At 70.7% G+C, this 17,337-nt stretch carries 20 protein-coding genes; 9 read left to right on the top strand and 11 right to left on the bottom strand.

From position 1 onward, the window contains the following. Positions 1-4: 4 nt before the first annotated feature. Both EDF50_RS03430 and EDF50_RS03425 read left to right on the top strand, forming a co-directional pair. Positions 5-478, top strand: coding sequence for a hypothetical protein (locus EDF50_RS03430; RefSeq protein ID WP_233570284.1), 474 nt, complete (start codon positions 5-7; stop codon positions 476-478). A 3-nt stretch (positions 479-481) separates the two neighbouring features. Next, on the top strand, positions 482-1,423 hold the full coding sequence (locus EDF50_RS03425) for a bifunctional riboflavin kinase/FAD synthetase (RefSeq protein ID WP_123518102.1): 942 nt from the start codon (positions 482-484) through the stop codon (positions 1,421-1,423). Between the two features lie 148 nt (positions 1,424-1,571). On the opposite strand, the gene deoC is transcribed toward EDF50_RS03425, so the two are convergent. Further along, positions 1,572-2,300: a deoxyribose-phosphate aldolase gene (gene deoC / locus EDF50_RS03420; protein WP_123518100.1), complete on the bottom strand. Its 729-nt coding sequence runs from the start codon at positions 2,298-2,300 to the stop codon at positions 1,572-1,574. Between the two features lie 50 nt (positions 2,301-2,350). Between deoC and EDF50_RS03415 the strand changes: the two genes are divergently transcribed. The 5 genes from EDF50_RS03415 (at position 2,351) to EDF50_RS03395 (ending at position 6,985) form a co-directional block, all read left to right on the top strand. Beyond that, on the top strand, positions 2,351-3,946 hold the full coding sequence (locus EDF50_RS03415; protein WP_123518099.1) for an SDR family oxidoreductase: 1,596 nt from the start codon (positions 2,351-2,353) through the stop codon (positions 3,944-3,946). Further along, positions 3,943-4,149 carry a hypothetical protein gene (locus tag EDF50_RS03410; protein WP_123518097.1) on the top strand — a complete coding sequence of 69 codons (207 nt, stop codon included), beginning with the start codon at positions 3,943-3,945 and terminating at the stop codon, positions 4,147-4,149. The genes EDF50_RS03415 and EDF50_RS03410 overlap by 4 nt, the downstream gene beginning before the upstream one ends. 94 nt (positions 4,150-4,243) lie before the next feature. After that, positions 4,244-4,828, top strand: a complete 585-nt coding sequence (locus EDF50_RS03405; RefSeq protein WP_123518095.1) for a GDSL-type esterase/lipase family protein — start codon at positions 4,244-4,246, stop codon at positions 4,826-4,828. A gap of 2 nt (positions 4,829-4,830) precedes the next feature. Next, positions 4,831-5,202: a DUF6804 family protein gene (locus EDF50_RS03400; RefSeq protein WP_123518094.1), complete on the top strand. Its 372-nt coding sequence runs from the start codon at positions 4,831-4,833 to the stop codon at positions 5,200-5,202. A 127-nt stretch (positions 5,203-5,329) separates the two neighbouring features. Next, positions 5,330-6,985: a stealth conserved region 3 domain-containing protein gene (locus tag EDF50_RS03395; protein WP_233570324.1), complete on the top strand. Its 1,656-nt coding sequence runs from the start codon at positions 5,330-5,332 to the stop codon at positions 6,983-6,985. Positions 6,986-7,008: 23 nt separating this feature from the next. Here EDF50_RS03395 and EDF50_RS03390 read toward each other — a convergent pair whose 3' ends face one another. Then, a complete protein-coding gene (locus tag EDF50_RS03390; RefSeq protein WP_123518091.1) occupies positions 7,009-7,485 on the bottom strand; it encodes an NUDIX domain-containing protein in 477 nt (158 codons plus the stop codon). A 38-nt stretch (positions 7,486-7,523) separates the two neighbouring features. Between EDF50_RS03390 and EDF50_RS03385 the strand changes: the two genes are divergently transcribed. Further along, positions 7,524-8,357 carry an oxygenase MpaB family protein gene (locus tag EDF50_RS03385; protein WP_123518089.1) on the top strand — a complete coding sequence of 278 codons (834 nt, stop codon included), beginning with the start codon at positions 7,524-7,526 and terminating at the stop codon, positions 8,355-8,357. A gap of 199 nt (positions 8,358-8,556) precedes the next feature. Here the strand turns inward: EDF50_RS03385 and EDF50_RS03380 are convergent, their stop codons facing one another. The 4 genes from EDF50_RS03380 to rplU form a co-directional block, all read right to left on the bottom strand. Further along, the gene (locus EDF50_RS03380) at positions 8,557-9,525 is read right to left on the bottom strand and encodes a phosphodiesterase (protein ID WP_123518087.1); all 969 of its coding nucleotides are present in this window, start codon (positions 9,523-9,525) and stop codon (positions 8,557-8,559) included. A 231-nt stretch (positions 9,526-9,756) separates the two neighbouring features. Next, entirely contained in the window at positions 9,757-10,932 is a 1,176-nt protein-coding gene (locus EDF50_RS03375; protein WP_123518085.1) for an alcohol dehydrogenase catalytic domain-containing protein, read from the bottom strand. A gap of 124 nt (positions 10,933-11,056) precedes the next feature. Further along, positions 11,057-11,323 (bottom strand): 50S ribosomal protein L27, encoded by a 267-nt coding sequence (gene rpmA / locus EDF50_RS03370; RefSeq protein ID WP_043596143.1) that lies wholly within the window; start codon positions 11,321-11,323, stop codon positions 11,057-11,059. Positions 11,324-11,352: 29 nt separating this feature from the next. Further along, the gene (gene rplU, locus EDF50_RS03365) at positions 11,353-11,664 is read right to left on the bottom strand and encodes a 50S ribosomal protein L21 (protein ID WP_123518083.1); all 312 of its coding nucleotides are present in this window, start codon (positions 11,662-11,664) and stop codon (positions 11,353-11,355) included. Positions 11,665-11,753: 89 nt separating this feature from the next. Between rplU and EDF50_RS03360 the strand changes: the two genes are divergently transcribed. After that, a complete protein-coding gene (locus tag EDF50_RS03360; RefSeq protein WP_123518081.1) occupies positions 11,754-12,395 on the top strand; it encodes a hypothetical protein in 642 nt (213 codons plus the stop codon). Positions 12,396-12,417: 22 nt separating this feature from the next. On the opposite strand, the gene EDF50_RS03355 is transcribed toward EDF50_RS03360, so the two are convergent. From EDF50_RS03355 to EDF50_RS03335, 5 genes are all read right to left on the bottom strand, one after another. Beyond that, complete coding sequence (locus tag EDF50_RS03355) at positions 12,418-12,828, bottom strand: DUF779 domain-containing protein (protein WP_123518080.1); 411 nt, start codon at positions 12,826-12,828, stop codon at positions 12,418-12,420. Then, a complete protein-coding gene (locus tag EDF50_RS03350; RefSeq protein WP_123518079.1) occupies positions 12,828-14,369 on the bottom strand; it encodes an aldehyde dehydrogenase family protein in 1,542 nt (513 codons plus the stop codon). The genes EDF50_RS03355 and EDF50_RS03350 overlap by 1 nt, the downstream gene beginning before the upstream one ends. 170 nt (positions 14,370-14,539) lie before the next feature. Further along, positions 14,540-15,790 carry a GAF domain-containing protein gene (locus EDF50_RS03345; RefSeq protein WP_123518077.1) on the bottom strand — a complete coding sequence of 417 codons (1,251 nt, stop codon included), beginning with the start codon at positions 15,788-15,790 and terminating at the stop codon, positions 14,540-14,542. A gap of 161 nt (positions 15,791-15,951) precedes the next feature. Further along, on the bottom strand, positions 15,952-16,287 hold the full coding sequence (locus EDF50_RS03340) for a TraR/DksA C4-type zinc finger protein (protein WP_233570283.1): 336 nt from the start codon (positions 16,285-16,287) through the stop codon (positions 15,952-15,954). A gap of 19 nt (positions 16,288-16,306) precedes the next feature. After that, the gene (locus EDF50_RS03335) at positions 16,307-17,329 is read right to left on the bottom strand and encodes a glutathione S-transferase family protein (RefSeq protein WP_123518076.1); all 1,023 of its coding nucleotides are present in this window, start codon (positions 17,327-17,329) and stop codon (positions 16,307-16,309) included. Positions 17,330-17,337: the final 8 nt, after the last annotated feature.

Here is a 17,337-nt window from a genome sequence, read left to right as displayed (position 1 = left end):
CGGGATGGTCACTCAGAAGTCAACGCGCGCGGTCGGTCTCGGCCGGGTCCTCATCGCCGTCTACGCCCTCCTCGCCCTCGCCGCCACCGGCCGGTCGGTCTTCCAGATCGCGACCCAGTTCTCCGAGGCTCCGCTGGCCTACACCTTGAGCGCCCTCTCGGCCGTCGTCTACATCGTCGCCACGGTGGCCCTCATCGCCCCCGGTCAGGGCTGGTACGCCGTGGCCTGGGCGACCATCTCGTTCGAGCTCGCCGGTGTGCTGATCATCGGGCTCATGACCGTGCTCGACCCCGGGCTGTTCCCGCACGACACCGTCTGGTCGATCTTCGGACGCGGCTACGGTTTCGTGCCGCTGGTGCTGCCCGTGCTCGGCATCCTGTGGCTGCGTCGGCAGGGCCGCGCCGCCCGAGCCGGCGGGGCGGACGGGACGGGGGCCGTGGGGGTCGCTCGCCGGACCGATCCGGGCACGACGAGGTAGCGCGTGCAGTTCTACGACCGGGTCGCCGACGTGCCGCCCGACTTCGGGCCGAGTGCCGTGACCATCGGCAAGTTCGACGGTGTCCACGTCGGTCATCGCGCGGTGATCGACATGCTCGAGGGTGTCGCGCGCGACGAGGGCCTCGTCTCCACCGTGGTCACCTTCGACCGGCACCCGTTGGCCGTCCTGCGACCCGACGACGTGCCCACGGCGCTCGTCAGCAACCGGCAGAAGCGCGAACTCCTCGACGACGCCGGGGTGGCCGCCACCCTCATGCTCACCTTCGACGCCGAGTTGCGGGCCCTGACGCCCGACGAGTTCGTCGACCGCATCCTGGTCGGTGCCCTGCACGCCCGGGTCGTGTTCGTCGGCGACGACTTCCGCTTCGGGGTACGCGGCAGCGGCACCGTCGACACCCTGCGAGAGCTGGGTGCCTCGCGGGGCTTCCGGGTCGTGTCGATCGACGACGTGCGGCCGAGCGGTGGCCGCCGGGCGTCCTCGACCTGGATCCGCGAACTGATGGACGCCGGCGACGTCCGTGAGGCGGGCGTCCTGCTCGGCCGCGAGCCGTCGGTGCGCGGCATCGTCGTGCACGGCGAGCAGCGTGGCCGCGAACTGGGCTTTCCGACGGCCAACCTGGCGCGCGACAGCGAGGGTTTCGTCCCGGCCGACGGCGTGTACGCCGCACGCGTGCTGGTGGGCCACACGCTCTACCCGGCGGCCGTGTCGGTCGGCAACAACCCGACCTTCGAGGGCGTGCCGGCGAAGCAGGTCGAGGCGCATCTGCTCGACGTCTCGCTCGACCTCTACGGGCTCGAGGTCACCGTGCACTTCGTCGACTGGGTCCGGGGCAACGTGCGGTTCGACGGGCTCGAGGCGCTCGTCGCCCACATCCGGGCCGACGTCGTCCGCACGCGCGAGATCCTGGGGCTGCCGACCGCTTGACGCGTCGACAGGCGGCGCCCCGCGGTGCCGGTCGGGCGTGCGGCAGTGCGCGGCGCTGCGGTGCGCGTGCGGCGGTGCGGTGCACGGCGCGACCCCCACGAGGAGGCGCGGGTCACGTCGTCGACGTCACCCGCGCCTCCTCGGCTCGTCAGTACGACGTCGTGTCGTCGCCCGCGCCCGAGGCGCGACCCGTCTCGAGGCGGTGTGCCAGGTCGGCGAGGATCGTGCCGCTGGCGCTCGTGCCGAAGCGCGTGACGCCGAGGTCGAGCATCTCGAGCACCGTGTCGAGGCCGCGGACCCCGCCCGAGGCCTTGACCTGGACCGAGTCGGAGACGGCGTCGCGCATCAGGCGCAGGTGGGGGAGCGTCGCCCCGCCACCCGCGAAGCCGGTGGACGTCTTGACGAAGGCCGCCCCGGCGCGCTCCGCGGCCTTCGAGCCCGCGACGATCTGGTCGTCGTCGAGGTAGGCCGTCTCGAGGATGACCTTGACGATCGTCTCGCCCGCGGCGTCGACCACGCCCCGCACATCGGCCTCGACCTCGTCGGTCAGGCCGCTGCGCAGCCAGCCGATGTTGACGACCATGTCGAGCTCGGCGGCACCGTCGGCGATCGCCTGACGCGCCTCGGCGGCCTTGGCTGCCGTCGAGGTCGTGCCGTGCGGGAACCCGATGACGGTGCCGACGAGCACGCCGGTGCCCTCGAGTCCCTCGACGGCGTGCGCGATGTCGGACGGGCGGACGCAGACGCTGAAGACGTGGTTCGCGGCGGCGTCGTCAAGGGCGGCGTCGACCTCGGCCCGGGTGAGCTCGGGCTTGAGGATCGCGTGGTCGATCATGCCGGCGACGGCGGAGACGGTGGGGAGCTGCTGGGTAGTCATGATGGGGTCCAGCGTAGCTTGGGCCCATGTCAGCGAACACTCCCGACGGCATGCCGTCGAGCGCCCCCGTCACGAGCGACACCGATCACGCCGTGGCCTCTCGCCGGGTGCTGGTGACCGGTGCGACCGGGTACATCGGCGGTCGGCTCACGCCGCGGCTCGTGGCCGCCGGGGCGGACGTGCGGGTGCTCGTGCGATCGCCCGAGAAGCTGAGCGACGTGCCCTGGTCGGGCGACGTCGAGGTCGTACAGGGCGACCTGACCGACCCCGAGACCGTGCGACCCGCCATGGAAGGCGTAGACGTCGTCTACTACCTGGCCCACGCGATGGGCGGCAAGGGTGACTTCGAACGTGCCGAGGCCGACGCGGCGCACACCGTCGCCGACGCCGCACGCGACGCGGGAGTGCGCCGCATCGTCTACCTCGGCGGACTGCACCCCGAGGGCGACCTCTCGAAGCACCTGCAGTCGCGCAAGGACGTCGGCGACGTGCTGCTCGCGAGCGGCGTTCCGACGGTGGCCCTGCAGGCCGGCGTCGTGATCGGATCGGGCAGCGCCTCGTTCGAGATGGTGCGGCACCTGACGGACGTGCTGCCCTACATGCCGGCGCCCAAGTGGGTCCGCAACGTCATCCAGCCGATCGCCGTGCGCGACGTGCTGCACTACCTGCTCGGCGCGGCCGACGTGCCCGACGACGTCAACCGCACCTTCGACATCGGCGGCCCCGACGTGCTGCGCTACGGGCAGATGATGAACGGCTACGCCCTCGAGGCCGGCCTCAAGCAGCGCCCCATCGCTTCGTTGCCCGTCTTCACGCCGTGGCTCGCCTCGCAGTGGGTCAACCTCGTCACGCCCGTGCCCCGCGCCCTCGCCGTCCCGATCATCGCGTCGTTGCAGTACGACTGCGTCGTGCGCGAGCACGACATCGATGCCGTCGTGCCGCCGCCCGCCGAGGGGCTGCTGCCCTATCGCCGTGCCGTGCGCCTCGCCCTGCAGCGCGAGCAGGACGGCGACGTCGAGACCAGCTGGCAGGACTCCTCGGTCGCGGGGGCGCCCAGCGACCTGCTGCCGAGCGACCCCGACTGGTCGGGTCACACCGTCTACACCGACGACCGGCAGACCGACACGAGCGCACCGCCGGCCGAGCTCTGGAAGGTGCTCGAGAGCATCGGCGGCGAGAACGGGTGGTACTCGTTCCCGCTCGCCTGGTCGGCCCGCGGCTGGATGGACCGGCTCGTCGGGGGAGTGGGCCTGCGGCGCGGCCGCCGCAGTGCGACCACCTTGCGCGTCGGCGACGCCCTCGACTGGTGGCGGGTCGAGAAGCTCGACCGCGGCCACCTGCTGCGGCTGCGGGCCGAGATGAAGGTCCCGGGAGGCGCGTGGCTGGAACTCACCGTCGAGCCTCGTCCCGGAGGCGGCTCGCACTACCGTCAACGTGCGGTGTTCTTCCCGCAGGGGCTCGGCGGCCGTCTCTACTGGTTCGCGATCCTGCCGTTCCACGGCGTCATCTTCTCGGGCATGCTGCGTCGGATCACGGCGACGGCCGAGCGGGAGGCGACTGCCCGGGCCGGTACGAGCCGGGAGGACGCCGCGCACGGGGCCGGCTCGGCGGGCGCGTCGACGAGCGACGCCACGGCCGCGGCGTGACCGAGCCGCGCCTCCTCGTCCTGTTGACGTCGCCGACGCCGCTGTACCCTGCGGGCGACCAGGCGATGTCGCCGGTACCGCTCTGGCTCGGGGTGTCGTTCGGGGTGCTCGTGGTGGTCTCGTCGTTCGTCGTGCTGCTGCCGCGCGTGCGGCGCGGGCTCGATCGCGTGTGGTCCAGACGGCCGCGGCGTTTCCGTCAGTGACGGGACGGACGGCGGGGACGAGCGCGCCGGTTCGCCGCTTCCCAGCGGGTGATGGCACGATGGGGGCACTTCAGCAGACCACCAGGAGGTCGTGATGACACAACGAGAGACCGTCGCCTTCGTCGGCGACAGCTTGACCGAGAGCGGCGACTGGGCGGCCTGGCTGCCCGACGAGCAGGTCGTCAACCTGGGTGTCGGGGGCGACACGGTCGCCGGCCTGACCGATCGGCTCCACGAAGTCGTGGCCGCGAACCCCGACTCGGTGGTGCTGATGATCGGCACGAACGACTTCACCGCGCGACGCTCGGTCGAGCAGGTGGTCCGGGGCATCGAGAACCTCATGGTGGCCATGCGCCGAGAATTGCCGGGCACCCGCCTGCTGCTGCAGTCGATCGCGCCGAGGGGCGCCGAGTTCGCGCCGCGCCTGAAGGACGCCAACAGGCACCTGCGTCAGTTCTCGTCGACCGTGCGAGCCCAGTGGCTCGACCTGTGGCCCGCCCTCGCAGACGAGTCGGGCGACGCTCTGCGGCCCGAGTTCGCCGCTGATCACGTGCACCTCACCGACGCCGGCTACCAGGCCTGGCTGGCCGAACTGCAGCCCGCCCTCGAGCGTCTGCGCGACGAACCGCCGATGAGTCGGCCGATCAGCGTGCTCGACGTCGCCTACGACATCGAGTAGGCGTGCCCACCCCCACCGCCCCGGCGTTCACGCGACCGGCCCTGGCGCCCGGTCTGCTCGCGGCCATCGCCCTGTTGGCCGGCACGGCCCTGCTCGACTCCGACGTCTTCACCGTGTTCCGGTACGTCGTGTCGATCTTCGCCCTGATCGTCCTCGTGTTCGCCTACCGGGGGCGGGCCTGGTGGGCGCTGCCGCTGCTCGCCGCCGTGGCCGTCCTCTGGAACCCGGTGTTCGTCGTCCCCGTCCAACCCGAGCTCTGGCAAGGTCTGCAGTTCGTCGCCGCCGCGATCATGATCGCGGTCGGCGTGCTCGTGAAGGTGCCCACCGAGGCGTCCGCGGCAGCGCGGGTCGCTCCGGTTCGCGGCCGCCGCTGACCGTCGGGGGTACCGGATCCACCGAGGTGCTTCCGACCCCGTAAAATGCCGAGGGTGCGTCCGCCCGCCCGAGGCCCGCACGGAAGGTTGAGTCTGCATGGCCACGGAGATCCCCGGTACGTCAGAGATGGTCGGCACGTCCGAGAGCCCTCTCCTGACCCCTCGTCACCGAGCCGGTGGTCTCGACCGAGAAGACATCGTGGTCCGCAAGGGCCAGTTCACGCTCCTGAACGGTCACCTCACCCCCCAGCAGTCGATGATCGAGGACCTCCTCTACATCCGTCGCGTCCTCGATGCCGCCCAGGTGCCCTTCCTGCTGGTGCGTGGCAACGACGTCCGCCCGGTGATCGCCGTCGACACCGTGCACCGAGACCGCTTCACCGCCGCCATGATCGCGGCCTCGGCCACCGAGCCCTTCTACGCCAAGCCTCGCAAGGGTCCGGCGTCCCTCGTCGTCGAGGGTGGGCTCGAGCTCGAGACCGAGCGGGTCTTTCGCGTCTACCGGCCCCGGGTGGAGCCCATCGGCCGCCTCCGCTACGGTGCCGGCACGGCCGTGCAGGTCGAGTTCTGGATCATCACCGACGACGAGATCCTCGCCCCGACCGAGAACGCGCTGATGCGCACCGAGCTCCCCCGGGCCGAAGCCGTCGAAGAGACGGTCGAGCGGTACGGCATCGAGTGGCCCACCCTCGAGCACATGTTCGACGACCACGCCACCGACATCACCTTCGACATCGACATCGTCTTCTCGTGGGTCGACGGCAACTCGATCGAGTACCAGCGTGCCCGGGCCGCACAGGCCAAGCGTCACGTGGTAGGCGAGGGAGACGACTCGGCGGCCCGCTTCCGTCAGATCGACGAGCTCAAGTACGCCCTGCGGTCCGTCTACATGTTCGCGCCGTGGGTGCGCAACATCTACATCGCGACCGATTCACCCGTGCCCGAGTGGCTGGGCGAGCACCCTCGCGTCCGCGTCGTGCGGAGCGAAGAGTTCTTCAGCGACCTCTCGATGCTCCCGACGCACAACTCGCAGGCCGTCGAGTCGCAGCTGCACCACATCGAGGGTCTCAGCGAACACTTCCTGTACTCGAACGACGACATGTTCTTCGGGCGCCCGGTCGCACCGAGCATGTTCTTCTCACCCGGGTCGGTCACCAAGTTCATCGAGGCCGACACGCGCATCGGCCTCGGCCACAACAACATCGACCGCAGCGGGTTCGAGAACGCCGCCCGGGTCAACCGACGGCTGTTGCAGCAGCGTTTCGGGCGCGTCCTCACCCGCCACCTCGAGCACACCGCCGCGCCGTTGCGCCGTAGCGTCCTCTTCGAGATGGAGCACGAGTTCGCGGACGAGTTCGCGGCGACGGCCGGTAGCCCCTTCCGGGCGAAGGAGAACATCTCGGTCACGAACTCGCTGTACCACTACTACTCGCTCATGACGGGCCGGGCGATCGTGCAAGAGAACGCCAAGGTCAGTTACATCGACACGACGATGGTGTCGGGGCTCGCATCGTTGTCCGAAGTCCTCAAGAAGCGCTCGTTCGACTTCTTCTGCCTCAACGACGGCAGCTTCCCCGAGGTCACCGACGAAGAACGCACCGCCACGGTCACGGACTTCCTCGAGCGGTACTACCCGTTCCCCGCTCCGTGGGAGAAGGACGAGATGCAGCGCGTCGCCCTCGAGAACGCCGAGCAGGACAGGCGGGCCCTGGGGGCCGAGGCAGCGCAGTCGGGCGAGATCGACGGTTCGTCGTCGGATCGAGGGCTCGAGAGCACGGACTGACCCCCTGGGGGCCCGTGCCTCCGTCAGCGAGGAGTCATGCCGAAGCGGGCGGCCTGCTCACCCGAGAGCGCCGCGTCGAGACGTTCGAGCATGTCGGCACCCATCGTCGGCAGGTCGTCCAGCCCGAACCACCGGGCCTCCGTGTTCTCGCCGTCGGCGGGGGAGGGTTCGCCCGAGACGTACCGCATGACGAAGGTGTGATCGAGGTACTGCGCACGGTCACCGTTCGCGTAGACGACCTCGCCGGTGACTCCGATCGATGCCAGCCGTTCCGCGACGACGTGCAGGTCGGCCTCTTCGAGGGTCTCGCGCACGGCGGCGTCGGCGGGCTGCTCGCCCGGGTCGACGATGCCCGTGACCGGAGTCCATGCGCCGTTGTCGGCTCGTCGGACCAGCAGCGTCTCGTCACCGCGGACGACCACCGCGGTCACGCCCGCCAGCCACAACGGCGCCGTCCCGATCTTCTCGCGCAGGGACAGGACGAAGTCGGGGGTGGCCATGTCAGCACCCTATCGACGGCCCGCCGTAGGCTGACCGGATGCGACCGCCCTGGACCCTGAACGGCTCGGACGTGAGGCGCATCTCCGACATGGCGGGCGAGTCGGTGCTGCTCGCCGGCGGGGGCAGGGCGATCCTGCTGCAACTGGCGAATCCCGGTGTCGGACACGGCGTCGCCGAGCACAGCGACTTCGTCGAGCGCCCGCTGTCCCGACTGCACGGCACCATGACGTACCTCTACGCCATCGTCTTCGGCACACCGTCCGAGGTGGCCCACGTCCGCCGGGACGTCGGTCGGGCGCACCGTCCGGTGCGCGACGGCGAGGACTCACCGGTCGGGTACGACGCGTTCGACCCCACGTTGCAGCTGTGGGTCGCGGCGACGCTCTACGACTCGGCCATGCAGGTGTTCGAGCGGGTGCACGGGCCCATCGACCCCGCTCACGCCGAGGCCGTCTACCAGGACTACGCGCTCGTCGGCACCTCGCTCCAGATGCCGCGGGAGCTGTGGCCGGCCGACGTGGCGTCCTTCAGGCGGTACTGGGACGACGCCGTCGAGGGGCTCGTGGTGGACGACGTCACCCGCCAGGTCGCGTACGAGCTGTTGCACCCGACGACGGGGCCGTGGTGGTTGCGGGGCGTGATGCCGCTGGCCCGACTCGTCACGGCCGGGTCGCTTCCGCCCCGCGTCCGAGACGACTTCGAGCTGCCGTGGTCGAGCGCCGCCCGACGTCGCTACGACCGGGTGATGGGCATCACGGCCGCGGTCGTCCCGCGTCTGCCCCCGCGCCTCCGTCACGTGCTCCGCGACGGCTACCTGCGGCGGCTGCGCTCGGCGATGGCGGCCGAGGCCCGCCCGCCCGGCCACGGCTGACCATGACCCGCCCGCGGCCGGCGACGCCTGTCATCACGGGTCGGCAACTCCTGCCTCCCGTCACGAGAGTCGAGGCGACACGTCGTGCCGGCGTCGCCCGCGGGGCAAGAAGCAGGAGTCGCCGACGGCACGCGGGGCGTTCACGGCAGGCGTGAGCCGCGCGACAGTGGTCGGGTGACGGCGGGCAGGACCCGCCGCGTCAGAGGGTGTCGATCGGACCGGTCAGCGCCAGATCGCGCGGCACCACGGGCACCGGGGCCGTGTCGGTCGCCCGATGGCGAGGGGCGGCCGGGGCGATGCGCACGCCCGCGACGGCCAACCGTTCGGCGACGACGTCGGCCGGGACGTATTCTCCCACGGTGTCGTAGGTGCCGATCGGTACGACCGAGTGCACGACGGTGCCCTCGTAGACGTGCACCAGGTTGAACGCCTGGGCGCCGTCGCGGCCGCGGGTGCCGCCCCCGGCGACGTTGAGGTCTTGCGTGTAGCAGGTGGCGGACGCGACCGAGACGGGCACGCCGGCGAAGGTGGCGTTGGTCGAGTAGTGCAGGTGCCCGGCGATGATGGATCGGACGTCACTGCCCTCGATCACCTCGGCCAGTGCCGCCTGGTCGCGCAACTCGACGAGGGCCGTGAGGTCTTGCACGCTCGGCACCGGTGGGTGGTGCATGGCGATGATGGTGCCGTCGGGGGCGTCGGTCGAGAGCTCCTCGGCGAGCCAGTCCAGCTGGTCACCGGACAGCCGGCCGAAGTGGTGGCCCGGCACGGTCGTGTCAAGGGTGATGACGCGCAGGCCGTTGACGCCGTAGACGAGGTCGACCGGTCGCTGCGACGGCAGCTGCCCGAAGAGCTCGGACCGGAACGCGCTGCGGTCGTCGTGGTTGCCCATGGCCCAGATCACCTGGGCGCCGAGCCGCTCGGCGACGGGTTCGATCAGGGCGCGGAGCTTGCGATACGCGTCGGGCTCACCCTTGTCGGCGAGGTCGCCCGTGAAGACGATGGCCTCGGGTCGCCCGTCGGACGCCTCGATCTCGTCCATGATCTGACGCAGTCGGGCCTCGCTGTCGACGGCGCCGTAGAGGTCGCGGTCACCGCCGACGAGGTGCGTGTCGCTGAGGTGCAGGATGAAGTGGTTCGGCCTGGGGTGTTCGGCCGTCCGGAGATCCATGGTTCTCTCATTCGATGTCGCCGACGCGGGCTCGGGACGAGACCCTCGTTGTTGATCCGTCACCAGTCCATCACCCGTTTGCCATGAGCGGGGTGAACGTGCGCGCGCGTTTCGGTGAACGGTCGACGAACGGACCGCATTCCCGAGCGACGACGCTAGCCCGACACCCGGAACGACGCGACCCCCAGGAGGCGGGGGTCGCGTCGTCGGCGGAGCGAACGGTCCGAGGCGTCAGGGCTTGAGGACGACCTTGATGCAGCCGTCCTCCTTGTTCTTGAAGACGTCGTACATGGCGGCGGCCTCGGACAGCGGCACCGGGTGCGTGACGAGGTCCTCGGTGCCGAGCGGGTCGGTCGGGTCCTCGACGAGGGGCATCAGCGTGTCCATCCACTTCTGGACGTTGCACTGGCCCATCTTGATGGTGATCTGCTTGTCGAACAGCGTGAGGAAGGGCGTGGGATCGGCCGTGCCGCCGTAGACCCCGCTGAGCGAGACGGTGCCGCCTCGGCGGACGATCTCGAAGGCGAGGTGCATGGCGCCGAGGCTGTCGATGCCGGCCTTCTGCATGACGGCCTGGCCGATGGTGTCGGGCAGGGCGGCGGCGAACTTCTGCACGAGGCCGATGCCGGCATGCTCGTGGGCCTCCATGCCGACGGCGTCGACGACGGAGTCGGGGCCACGGTCGTCGGTCATTCCCCTGACGACGTCGGCGACGTCCATCGTCAGGTCGAGGACCTCGACGCCGTGGCGTTCGGCCATCGCACGACGCTCGGGCACCGGGTCGATGCCGATGACGCGGTAGCCGCGGTACGTGCCGATGCGCGAGGCGAACTGGCCGACCGGGCCGAGGCCCAGCACGACGAGGGTGCCGCCCTCGGGCACCTGGGCGTACTCGACGCCCTGCCACGCGGTCGGGAGGATGTCGCTGAGGAACAGGTAGCGCTCGTCGGGCAGGTCGGCGCCGACCGTGACGAGGTTGGCGTCGGCACGGGCGATGCGCAGCTGCTCCGCCTGGCCGCCGGGTACCTGGCCGTACAGCTTGCTGAAGCCGTAGAGGGTCGCGCCCGAGCCGTACTCGGTGACCTGGGTGGTCTCGCACTGCGAGAAGAGTCCTCGGTCGCACATGAAGCAGTGGCCGCAGGCGATGACGAAGGGGACGACGACGCGGTCGCCCACCTTGATGCGGCTGACCTCGGAGCCGACCTGGGTGACGATGCCCATCGTCTCGTGGCCGAGCACGTCGCCCTTGTCGAGGAACGCACCGAGCGCGTCGTAGAGGTGGAGGTCGCTTCCGCAGATCGCCGCCGAGGTGACCTTGATGACCGCGTCGCCGGGTTCGATGATCGTGGGGTCGGGGACGTCCTCGACGGAGACGTTGGTGACGGACTGGTACGTGAGTGCCTTCATGTGTCCCGTCTACGCGTCCGGACGCCGTGCCTCCTGAACGAGGGGTACAGCGGGTGCGGAAAAGCCTCGGGGCGGCCGGACCTCGGCCCGACCGCCCCGAGGCGGATGCTGCGTGTGGTGTCGCCTAGGCGACGGCCGTCGCGGAGGCGACGATGTTGACGACCTTGCGGCCGCCCTTGTTGCCGAACTCGACCGAGCCGGGGGCGAGGGCGAAGAGGGTGTCGTCGCCGCCGCGGCCGACGTTGACGCCGGGGTGGAAGTGGGTGCCGCGCTGGCGGACGATGATCTCGCCGGCGAGGACGACCTGGCCGCCGAAGCGCTTCACGCCGAGGCGCTGTGCGTTCGAGTCACGACCGTTGCGGGTGGACGATGCGCCCTTTTTGTGTGCCATGTGTTGTCAGCTCCTGATTTTCGCGAGCACTACTTGGTGGTGATCGAGGTGATCTTGACGCGGGTCAGGTCGGCACGGAAGCCCATGCGACGCTTGTAACCGGTCTTGTTCTTGTAGTTCTGGATGACGATCTTGGGGCCGCGCAGGTCGTTGAGGACCTCGCCCTCGACCGTGACCTTCGCCAGGTCGTCGCCCGAGAGGATGGTGTCGCCGTCGACGTGCAGGACGGGGACGAACGAGACGGTGTCGGCGGTCGCGGCCTTGAGGCGGTCGACGGTCAGGATCGTGCCGACCTCGACCTTCTCCTGACGGCCACCGGCGCGCACGATTGCGAAAGCCATGGGAACTCCAAAAAGTGTGGGGGATGTGACGCCCGGACTGCCGGACGACGTCGTGGTGCCACGAGGGCAACTTGGATAGTCTTTCACAAATGTCACGACCGATCAAACTTCGCCGCCCGCCGCAGTTCACGGCCGAGATCGTCGACGACGCCCGTGAACGCCTGCTCGACCTGCTCGACGACCTGAAGACGCTCACCACCGACCACGCCGACGACATCGAGGTCTGGGGCTCGGCCGTGACGGCGGCCGGCTGGGAGATCGCGAGCCTCGGCCAGTGGCTCGGGCTCGAGGGCGAGGCGGTGTTGCTGCTCGGCGGTGCGTCGTATCCCGAGATCGCCGAACACCAGGGCACCAGCGCCTCGGCCGTCTACGCCCGCGTCGGTCGGTCCCTGACGCTCGCGCCGTACGCGCACGCCTCCGGCGCGGACGGCTCGACCACCCGCGTCTCGGCCGAGGGCCTCGACCAGGCTCGAGCCGAGTACGACCAGGAGGCGCGGGCCGGCGACCCGACGGACGTCGCCCCGACGGCCGCACCCGTCGGCGATTCGCTGGCCGCCCGCGTGCCCGAGGTGCTGCGGGACGGTGCGCGGCGCACCACCGAGATCGTCGCCGCCCTGCCCGACTACCGACGCAGCAGCGTGCTGTCCACGCTGAGTGTCCTGGCCCGGCAGGGAGTGATCGAACGGGTGGGGCACGGCACCTACGCCCTGCCCCACCCGCCGACCGACTGACCCGCTCGTGGGCGTCGACGCCTCAGCTCGTGGTGCGAGTCACCGCCTCGTCGAGTCCGAACGCCCGCAGCTCGTCGTCGTCGAGCATGCGCGACCTGATCAGGAACCGCTTACCCTCGGGGCTCTCGACCGAGAACCCGGCCCCGCGGCCGGGGACGACGTCGATCGTGAGGTGCGTGTACTTCCAGTACTCGAACTGGCTGCGCGACATGTAGACCTCGATCGGGTCGAGACCGTCGACGAGCAGGTCGCCCAGGTGCACGTCGACCGCGCCGACGCGGAAGAACCCGACCGGGTAGCACATCGGCGACGAGCCGTCGCAGCAGCCGCCCGACTGGTGGAACATCAGCGGCCCGTGCTGGGCGGTCAGGTCGACGAGGAACGTCGCGGCCTCCGGTGTCACGTCGACCCGCGAGGGGGTGGGCCGCGTCATCAGAAGAAGCCCATCGGACCGTCCGCGTAGCTGACGAGCAGGTTCTTCGTCTGCTGGTAGTGGTCGAGCATCATCTTGTGGTTCTCACGCCCGATGCCGGACTGCTTGTAGCCGCCGAACGCCGCCCCGGCGGGATACTGGTGATAGGTGTTCGACCAGACGCGTCCGGCCTGGATGTCACGGCCGGCCCGGTAGAGCTGTGCACCGTTGCGGCTCCAGACGCCGGCGCCGAGACCGTAGAGGGTGTCGTTGGCGATCTTGATGGCGTCGTCGTAGTCGTTGAAGCTCGTCAGTGACAGGACGGGGCCGAAGATCTCCTCCTGGAAGATGCGCATCGAGTTGCGGCCTTCGAAGATCGTCGGGTTGACGTAGTACCCCTCGGTCAGGTCGCCGCCCAGGTCGGCCCGGTCGCCGCCGAGCAGCAGTGTCGCGCCCTCCTGCTTGCCGATGTCCATGTAGCTGAGGATCTTCTCGAGCTGGTCGTTCGAGGCCTGGGCGCCGATCATCGTGTCCATCGAGAGCGGGTTGCCCTGCTTGACCTTCTTGACGCGCTCGACGCCGTCGGCGGTGAACTGGTCGTAGATCGACTGCTGCACGAGCGCCCGGCTCGGGCAGGTGCACACCTCGCCCGAGTTGAGGTTGAAGAACGAGAAGCCTTCGAGCGCCTTGTCGTAGAAGTCGTCCCGTTCGTCGGCGACGTCGGCGAAGAAGACGTTCGGGCTCTTGCCGCCGAGCTCGAGCGTCACCGGGATCAGGTTCTCGCTCGCCATCTGCATGATGAGGCGGCCGGTCGTGGTCTCGCCCGTGAACGCGATCTTGCGGATGTTCGGGTGGCTCGCCAGGGGAGCGCCGGCCTCGACGCCGAACCCGTTGACGATGTTGAGGACGCCGGCGGGCAGAAGGTCCTTGATCAGGTCCATGAAGACGTGGATGGACGCGGGAGTCTGCTCGGCCGGCTTGAGGACGACGCAGTTGCCGGCGGCGAGAGCCGGGGCGAGCTTCCACACGGCCATCAGTAGGGGGAAGTTCCAGGGGATGATCTGCCCGACCACGCCGAGCGGCTCGTGGAAGTGGTACGCGACCGTGTCGGCGTCGATCTCTCCCGTCGACCCCTCTTGCGCACGGATCGCGCCGGCGAAGTACCGGAAGTGGTCGATCGCGAGCGGCACGTCGGCGGCGAGGGCCTCACGGATCGGCTTGCCGTTGTCCCAGGTCTCGGCGACCGCGAGCATCTCGAGGTTGGCCTCCATCACGTCGGCGATCTTGTTCAGGATCAGCGCGCGCTGGGCGATCGTGGTCTTCTTCCACGAGTCGAATGCCCGCCAGGCGGCCTCGACCGCCTTGTCGACGTCGGCCGCGTCGCCCCGCGCGACCTCGGTGAAGACCTTGCCGTTGACCGGGCTCGGGTTCTCGAAGTACCGGCCGCTCGACGGGGCGACGTACTCGCCGCCGATGAAGTGGTCGTAGCGGGGCTTGAAGCTCACCTTCGCGTCCGGCTGTCCCGGGGCGGCGTAGGTGTTCGGGGGAGTGGTGACGGTCATGACGGTCCCTTTCGACGACGGTGTCGGGTCGGCGGCGGGGGTCGCCCGCCGATGGCGGCAGGCTACGTCGGGGCAGGTTGCATCGGGTTGCGCGGTCCGGGACCCGGGCGAGGACTAGAGGCACGGAGCGCGGGTCGCGGGTCGCGGAGGCGCGCGGCACGACGGGCGCGTCAGCCCCGGCTCTCGAGGGCCTCGAGGTGCGCGACGAGGTGCGTCCGCCGGGGCGAACCAGGAGGCAGCCGGCGCAACAGCTCGAGCAGGACGCGCACGTCGTCCCGCCCCGTGGCCGACTCGGAGTACGCCAGCAGGGTGTCGATCGAGCCGTCGGTGAGGAGTGCGTCGCGGACGGTCGCGGCGACCTCGGCCCGGAGTGCGACGACGCCGGGCGCGGTGGACGAGGGGAGGGCCGCGCCCGTGCCGGCCCGCACCGCCGCACGGTGGGCGCCGCGGTCGACGAGGCCGACGAGCGTGTCGAGGTCGAGCGTCACGGGACGGGGCAGCCGGTACGGGCGCGACAGGGGGACCAGCGTCGGGTCGAGGGCCTCGACCACGTGCCGCAGCCGGACCATCTCGGGGCGCAGGGTGGACACCGCGTCGACGTCGCCGTAGACGGCGTCGGCCAGTTCGTGCGCCGTGTAGCCCGCGGGGTGGTGGGCGAGCAGGGTCATGATCTCGGAGTGACGGGCACCCAGGGCGATGCGGCCGTCGCCGACCGCGAGGATCGCCTCGTCGCGGCCCAGGGTGGTGAGGGCCGCCGTGACGGTCGTGCGGGGGGACACGACGTGCAGGGGGTGGCGCGTGGAGCGGGCCGAGGCCCGACCGGCCGCGGCGAACCGCAGGAGCGCGAGGTGCGCCTCCACGGCGGCGACGGTGGCGGTGACGAGGGGCAGGGTCATCGAGCCGGCCGCCCGCTCGTCGCCCGTGATGTCGACGACGCCGATCAGGTGGCCGTCGACGGGGTCGTGGACCGGCACGGCCGTGCAGCTCCAGGCCTGGACGCGGTGGTTCCAGTGTTCGTCGCCCCGGATCTGCACGCCCCGGTCGAGCACGAGCGCGGTACCCGGCGCCGAGGTGCCGACCCGTGCCTCCGACCATCCGGCTCCGGCGACGAACAGCATGTCCTCGGCCCGGCGACGGGCCGCGGGATCGCCCTCGACCCAGAGCAGGCGGCCGTGTTCGTCGCCGATCGCGACCAGCAGCCCCGAACCCGCGACGTCGTCCACCAGCAGGCGACGCACGACGGGGAGGGCGAGCGCCAGCGGATGGTCGCGGCGCCAGTCGTCGAGGTCGTCCTCGGGCAGCTCGAGCCGGGGTAGTCCGTCGGGATCGAGGCGCTGTCGCGAGGCTCGGTCCCACGAATCCCGCACCACCCGACGCAGCGGCCCGACGTCGCGGGGCGGGCGGCTCGCGGTGAGGGACATCGGGCACCCATCGTCGTCGATCGGGGCGAGGCGTCCGTGGTGCGGCGTCGTCGCCGTGGTGCTGTCAGCGTACGGCGGCACGTGGCCACGGGGAAGGGCGCCGCATGGGGGTCTGCTGTGACCTCGTGGCCGATCGGCGGGTGCGGGGCCGGAGGCGCGGGTCAGCTCGCGCAGTCGATGCAGAGTCGCGCGGTGGGGCGCGCCTCGAGCCGGGCGTCGCCGATGCGCGCCGAGCAGCGCTCGCAGCGGCCGAACGTGCCGTCGCCGAGCCGGGCCAGGGCTGCCTCGGCGTCGGCGGCCCGCTCGAGTGCGGACCGCCGGACGGCGTCGAGCTGCGAGCGTTCGTAGGCGATCGTGGAGCCCTCGGGATCGTGCTCGTCGTCGACGTTGGCTCCCTCGCGTGCCGCCGCCACCGCCTCCATGTCCCCGAGCAGTCGCGCGGCCAGCGCGTGGGCCTCGTCGCGCGTGACGCGCAGGCGGTCGGTGGGGTCGATCACGAGGTCACGCGCTCGATCGTCACGCCGTCACGAGCGAGGGCACCTCTTCGCCCGCGCGGGGCGGTGCCGGGGGAGTCCCGTCGCCGAACGGGCGGCCGCCGAGCTGTTCACGCCCGTGCTCGGTGAGCCACCCCGAGGCATCGGGACCGGCCGGGACGATGCCCGTCGGGTTGATGTCGGAGTGGACGACGTAGTAGTGCGCCTTGATCTGATCGAAGTCGATCGTGTCGCCGAACCCCGGCGTCTGGAAGAGGTCGCGGGCGTAGGCCCAGAGCACGGGCATCTCGCTCAGTTTGTCGCGGTTGCACTTGAAGTGCCCGTGGTAGACCGCGTCGAAGCGGGCGAGCGTCGTGAACAAGCGGATGTCGGCCTCGGTGATGGTGTCGCCCACGAGGTATCGCTGGCCGGCGAGTCGCTCGGACAACCAGTCGAGACGCTCGAACAGGGTGCGGTAGGCGCGCTCGTAGCTCTTCTGCGAGCCCGCGAAGCCGGCCCGGTACACGCCGTTGTTGACGTCGCGGAAGACGACGGCGTTCACCTCGTCGATCTCGTGGCGCAGGGCCTCGGGGTAGAGGTCGGGGGCGCCGTCGCGGTGGAACGCCGTCCACTCGGTGGCGAAATCGAGGGTGATCTGCGGGAAGTCGTTCGTGACGACCTTGCCGCTCGGCACGTCGACGACCGCCGGTACCGTGATGCCCCGCGGGTAGTCCGGGGTGCGGGCGAAGAAGGCTTCTTGCAGGCGTTCGATGCCGAGCACGGGGTCACGACCGTCGGGGTCGAGGTCGAAGGTCCAACTCCGGGCGTCGTGCGTGGGACCGGGCAGACCGAGCGAGATAGCGTCCTCGAGCCCCAGCAGACGGCGCGAGATGACGCTGCGGTTCGCCCACGGGCACGCCCGGGCGGCGACCAGGCGGTAGCGGCCCGCCTCGACGGGCCAGCCGTCGACGGCGTCGCGCGTGATGCGGTCCTCGATGTAGTTGGTGTCGCGGGTGTACTCGTGGCCGGGCTCGACGTAGCTGCCCTTGACCTGCTGATCGCTCATGTCGCCAC

Origin of the sequence: Frigoribacterium sp. PhB24, assembly GCF_003755185.1 — a bacterium.
Lineage (GTDB): Bacteria > Actinomycetota > Actinomycetes > Actinomycetales > Microbacteriaceae > Frigoribacterium.
Note: the sequence above shows the minus strand (reverse complement) of the source record. Positions and strands in the feature narration are given on the sequence as shown.

Coding starts and splice junctions, on each gene's coding strand:
- EDF50_RS03430 (WP_233570284.1), top strand. CDS start 5: ATGGTCACTCAGAAGTCAACGCGCGCGGTCGGTCTCGGCCGGGTCCTC.
- deoC (WP_123518100.1), bottom strand. CDS start 2,300: ATGACTACCCAGCAGCTCCCCACCGTCTCCGCCGTCGCCGGCATGATC.
- EDF50_RS03415 (WP_123518099.1), top strand. CDS start 2,351: ATGCCGTCGAGCGCCCCCGTCACGAGCGACACCGATCACGCCGTGGCC.
- EDF50_RS03405 (WP_123518095.1), top strand. CDS start 4,244: ATGACACAACGAGAGACCGTCGCCTTCGTCGGCGACAGCTTGACCGAG.
- EDF50_RS03395 (WP_233570324.1), top strand. CDS start 5,330: ATGGTCGGCACGTCCGAGAGCCCTCTCCTGACCCCTCGTCACCGAGCC.
- EDF50_RS03390 (WP_123518091.1), bottom strand. CDS start 7,485: ATGGCCACCCCCGACTTCGTCCTGTCCCTGCGCGAGAAGATCGGGACG.
- EDF50_RS03385 (WP_123518089.1), top strand. CDS start 7,524: ATGCGACCGCCCTGGACCCTGAACGGCTCGGACGTGAGGCGCATCTCC.
- EDF50_RS03380 (WP_123518087.1), bottom strand. CDS start 9,525: ATGGATCTCCGGACGGCCGAACACCCCAGGCCGAACCACTTCATCCTG.
- EDF50_RS03375 (WP_123518085.1), bottom strand. CDS start 10,932: ATGAAGGCACTCACGTACCAGTCCGTCACCAACGTCTCCGTCGAGGAC.
- rpmA (WP_043596143.1), bottom strand. CDS start 11,323: ATGGCACACAAAAAGGGCGCATCGTCCACCCGCAACGGTCGTGACTCG.
- rplU (WP_123518083.1), bottom strand. CDS start 11,664: ATGGCTTTCGCAATCGTGCGCGCCGGTGGCCGTCAGGAGAAGGTCGAG.
- EDF50_RS03360 (WP_123518081.1), top strand. CDS start 11,754: ATGTCACGACCGATCAAACTTCGCCGCCCGCCGCAGTTCACGGCCGAG.
- EDF50_RS03355 (WP_123518080.1), bottom strand. CDS start 12,828: ATGACGCGGCCCACCCCCTCGCGGGTCGACGTGACACCGGAGGCCGCG.
- EDF50_RS03350 (WP_123518079.1), bottom strand. CDS start 14,369: ATGACCGTCACCACTCCCCCGAACACCTACGCCGCCCCGGGACAGCCG.
- EDF50_RS03345 (WP_123518077.1), bottom strand. CDS start 15,790: ATGTCCCTCACCGCGAGCCGCCCGCCCCGCGACGTCGGGCCGCTGCGT.
- EDF50_RS03335 (WP_123518076.1), bottom strand. CDS start 17,329: ATGAGCGATCAGCAGGTCAAGGGCAGCTACGTCGAGCCCGGCCACGAG.